Annotated in this window: 5 protein-coding genes and 1 pseudogene; 4 read left to right on the forward strand and 2 right to left on the reverse strand. The window is 62.0% G+C overall.

The genetic code is table 11. The features are described 5' to 3' along the window. The coding region (locus AC3WON_RS30970) for a hypothetical protein (RefSeq protein ID WP_492353465.1) at positions 1-188 on the reverse strand (188 nt) is incomplete at its 3' end. Here AC3WON_RS30970 and AC3WON_RS30975 point away from each other — a divergent pair. Next, on the forward strand, positions 175-939 hold the full coding sequence (locus AC3WON_RS30975; protein ID WP_492353466.1) for a fumarylacetoacetate hydrolase family protein: 765 nt from the start codon (positions 175-177) through the stop codon (positions 937-939). The genes AC3WON_RS30970 and AC3WON_RS30975 overlap by 14 nt on opposite strands. Positions 940-985: 46 nt before the next feature. Here the strand turns inward: AC3WON_RS30975 and AC3WON_RS30980 are convergent. Next, positions 986-1,246, reverse strand: a pseudogene (locus AC3WON_RS30980) (RNA-guided endonuclease InsQ/TnpB family protein); the annotation flags it as partial. A gap of 89 nt (positions 1,247-1,335) precedes the next feature. Here AC3WON_RS30980 and AC3WON_RS30985 point away from each other — a divergent pair. From AC3WON_RS30985 to AC3WON_RS30995, 3 genes are all read left to right on the forward strand, one after another. Beyond that, the gene (locus AC3WON_RS30985; RefSeq protein WP_492353467.1) at positions 1,336-2,205 is read left to right on the forward strand and encodes a fumarylacetoacetate hydrolase family protein; all 870 of its coding nucleotides are present in this window, start codon (positions 1,336-1,338) and stop codon (positions 2,203-2,205) included. A gap of 155 nt (positions 2,206-2,360) precedes the next feature. Beyond that, positions 2,361-3,116, forward strand: a complete 756-nt coding sequence (locus AC3WON_RS30990) for an IclR family transcriptional regulator (RefSeq protein WP_492353468.1) — start codon at positions 2,361-2,363, stop codon at positions 3,114-3,116. A 724-nt stretch (positions 3,117-3,840) separates the two neighbouring features. Then, positions 3,841-4,010, forward strand: a 170-nt coding sequence (locus AC3WON_RS30995) for a 2Fe-2S iron-sulfur cluster-binding protein (protein WP_492353469.1), incomplete at its 3' end; no start/stop codon positions are given.

Consider the following 4,010-nt stretch of genomic DNA (forward strand, 5'->3'; position numbering starts at 1 on the left):
ATCGCTTCGGCGATGCCGACTCCGACCTGCATGGCGATCTCGGCGGCAACCGATAAGCAGTAACGACAAGACAGAAATCTTGAGGAACGAATGAAAATAGTGAGATATGGCCCGCAGGGCCTTGAGAAGCCGGGCTTGCTCGATGGAAATGGGGCAATCCGATCGCTGTGGCCGATGGTTTCGGACATAACTCCAGAAATCCTCAGCCCGGAAGGCCTGCACGCGCTCGCAGCGGTGAATCCGGAAAAACTGCCGCTCGTCCCCGGCACGCCGCGCCTCGGTGTACCCGTGTCGGGCATGCGCCAGGTGGTGGCCGTGGGCTTGAATTACCGGGCGCACGCGGAAGAGGCCAACATGGAAATACCGCGCCATCCGATGGTATTCAGCAAGGCCATCACTTCGCTGTCCGGTGCCAACGATGACATCGTCCTCCCCCGCGATTCGATGAATACGGATTGGGAGGTGGAGCTCGGCGTGGTGATCGGGCGCCCGGCCTACCAGATCGATGAAGCGGATGCACTGGACTACGTAGCCGGATACTGCACCGTCAACGATGTTTCCGAGCGGGTCTGGCAGATCGAGCGAAGCGGGCAATTCATCATCGGCAAGAGCGCGCCGGGCTTCGCGCCGGTCGGGCCTTGGCTGGTGACCCGTGACGAGATCGCGGATCCTCAGGCGCTCTCGCTGAGCCTGAGCGTCAACGATGAAATCCGGCAGCAGAGCCATACCAGCGACATGATCTTTCCGGTGGCGAAGCTGCTCAGCTATATCACCGGATGCTTCCGGCTCCTGCCAGGCGATATTGTCCTGACGGGCACGCCGCAGGGCGTCGGCATGGGCATGAAGCCGCCACGGTATCTCAGGCCGGGCGACCGGGTTGCCACCGAGGTCAAGGGCCTGGGCCGGCAGCTCCAGATCGTGAGAGGCGAGGCAGGGTAGGCCGCGGAGCCTGGGCCAGGTGCCGCAGGGCACGTGCGGGCGAAGGCAAGTAAGGACGGCGATGCTGGCTACGCGATTTCGCGTACTGCTCGCATGTCGCGTTGACCTTGCCCGAATGGATGCCGAGTTCCTTGCTGCTGCCCGTGGTCAGCACGTTCAGATCGAACCCGCTCGGCCACTTCTTCCCCCATTCGAGCGCGTGCTTCTGCGTGTCATTGCAGAAGTTCCAGACGTAGTTCACCGCCCGGCTCTGCTTGTTGAGCAGGCCGTTGAGCGACTTCACCCGGTAGCGATAGACGAGAAGCATGCCGGTCATTCTAATTTGGGATTGCTTGCTGCCGGCAGCACTCCTTTCACTCCCCGCCCTGAAGGGCGAGGTTTCTCGGAGCAAATCTGATGAGATTGGTGTCGTATCAGAACAAGGGCAGGGCAGGTGTGGGTGTCATGGTGTCCGCGCAGCAGGTGGTATGCCTGGATGAGGTGGCGCCGGATTTGCCGCGGACGATGCGAGGCTTGCTATCGCTGGATGACGGGCTGGCCCGGGCCAGGGACGCGGCGGAGTCCGGGCGGGACAGTGCTTGCCATATCGATGGGCTGACGCTGGATCCGGTGGTGACGGATCCGCATGCCATCTGGTGCCTCGCGCGCAACTACAAGGCGCACGCCGACGAGATCGGCGTCGAGGCACCGACCCGGCCGATGATTTTCCATCGCGTTGCGGCCAGTCAGGTCGGACACCTGGGTCCGCTTGTGCGCCCGGTCGTTTCCGAGAAGTTCGACTATGAAGGCGAGCTTGCGGTCGTCATTGGGCGGGGCGGGCGACACATAGCGCGGGAGGCAGCGCTCGATCATGTGGCGGGCTATGCCTGCTACAACGACGGTTCCGTGCGCGACTGGCAGCGCCACTCCTCGCAGATCGGCGCGGGGAAGAACTTTGCCGGAACCGGTGCCTTTGGCCCCTGGCTGGTAACGCCTGACGAGGCAGGGGAGATTGGCGCAAACACCATGGTGACGCGACTGAACGGCGTGGAGGTGCAGAGCACCCCGCTGTCCGAGATGATCTTTGGGGTGGAGGAACTGGTCGCCTACTTTTCAACCATCTGTCCCCTGGTTCCCGGCGATGTGATCGTCACCGGCACGCCGGGCGGGGTGGGATTGTTCCAGGATCCGCCTCGCTTTCTCCGGGCCGGGGACGTCGTCGAAGTCGAAATCTCCAATATCGGCATTCTCAGAAACACGGTCCAGGAGGAAACGCTTGCCGGATAGACACGTCATGGGGGACATACCGGCTGGCGGCGTTCCGGATGCCGCAATTGGGGATAGAATCCGCTCTGCCGGTGTTCGCCCGTGGTCGGGCAGAATGGAGCGCTGCCTTTGCCGGTGCCAGGCAGCGTGTCACTGAAAATACATGAGGAGTTCGCTTGGATAGCGTACGTTCGGTCGAGCGCGCCCTGGATATTCTGCTCAGTTTTATCGAGACCCCGTCGATGGGTATCTCGAAGATCGAGGAGTCCGTTCCGCTCAGTCGCCCGACTTTATACCGCCTGCTGAATACGCTTGAGAAGAAGGGGCTGCTTCGCTCGTACGGTGACCCCCGCACCTATGAGTTGACGCATTTTGCCGTTGAGCTGGCCAATGCGTTCCTGGCCAGCACCGATGTCGTCCAAGTCGCGCAGCCCTTCCTGCAGGAACTATGGGAGGCGACCGACGAGACGATCTCGCTGTTCGTTTTCCAGGGCGGCAACAAGCGCGAGTGCGTCCAGGAACTCAAGAGCAAGAAGCCGCTGTCCTATGCCCCGGGGCTGACGGTGCGGCCGCTGCATGTTGGCGCGCCGGGGAAGGCGATCCTGGCTTTTCTTTCCGAGGCGGCGATCGTGGAAATCCTGCGCGCTATTCCTGCCGCGCAGGAGCGTGATCAGCTCAAGGCCTCGCTCAAGACGGTTCGTCGGAACAGGTATGCCATTTCTCTCGGCGAGCTGGTGGCCGGGGGCGCTTCCATCGCGGCGCCTGTCTTCGACAGGGAATCGAAGGTGGTTGGCTCCGTGGCATTGGCAATGCCACAGGCCCGGCTCACCAAGGTGCTGCAGGCGGAATACATACAACAGGTCCTGGCTACCGCCTGCAATATTTCAGTGGCCCTTGGCTGCGCCGATGCGCAGCTCGAGTCGGCTGCTTAGCCTTTCAGGGCTGTGGTCCGGTTCGCCTGGCGCGAGCCGGACGTGCAGGGCTCCTCTCGGATTGCCTGCTGATTGCGTGTCGCGGGCGCGCCTGGCCCCTGCTCGCACCAACGAAACAATGAAATTGCGGATGCTGCCTGGCCTGGCGCCAGCAGCAAAGTGACGCCTGCCCAATGCTGCGCGTCAGCCCCCGTTCGTTCCTTCAGTAAATCCCCCTTGCGCGTGACGGTGTTTCGCCTTAGATTTATTTCGTTAGACGGCAAACATTGCGTACAGCGCAAATTATACCAGTCAAGCGGAATGGCCCCGAGGAAGGCGTGTGGGCAGATCGCAAGACGGCGATGGCCGGCACCAAAGCCATCGAGCTTCACAGGCTTGCAGAGTGGTGCGGCCAGTCGATAGCTGGCGAGTACGCCGGATGCCTCCGCGATTCATTCCCTGACCCAAATCCCCTCGATTCGTTTTGACCAGCACATCCGTGTTGCCTGGTCGTTTCACATCGGGCGTTCGCGCGCGTGCGCCCTGAGTCGCGGGTACTGACCAGGTGCGATGTCCTGCCCTGTGCGCCTTGCCTGCCGATGCGTTTCCCACGCGGCAGCTATGCAAGAACGGCACGGCCGGTGAATGTGCCGTTGCATCTTGACAATGCCCTGAGCGGTGACTAGAGTTTGCGTAAATGAAACAACGTGTCCGCTGTATGAAACTAAAGAATTTCACCGGACGCATGCCAACAAGGAGCAATCGGGTGTCGGAGACAGAGGACAAGACGTTCAAGGTGACCTTACGACCGAGCGGGCACAGCTATACGGTGCCGGCGGGGACGACGGTGCTGACGGCGGGGCTGAACGCCGGCTGGATCATGCCCTACAGCTGCCGTGCCGGTGGCTGCCGCAC

Source organism: Cupriavidus sp. FW305-46 (assembly GCF_058787075.1).

What these genes read in the sequence shown, in the direction of transcription:
- AC3WON_RS30975 (WP_492353466.1), top strand. Translation starts at nt 175, where the DNA reads ATGGTTTCGGACATAACTCCAGAAATCCTCAGCCCGGAAGGCCTGCAC.
- AC3WON_RS30985 (WP_492353467.1), top strand. Translation starts at nt 1,336, where the DNA reads ATGAGATTGGTGTCGTATCAGAACAAGGGCAGGGCAGGTGTGGGTGTC.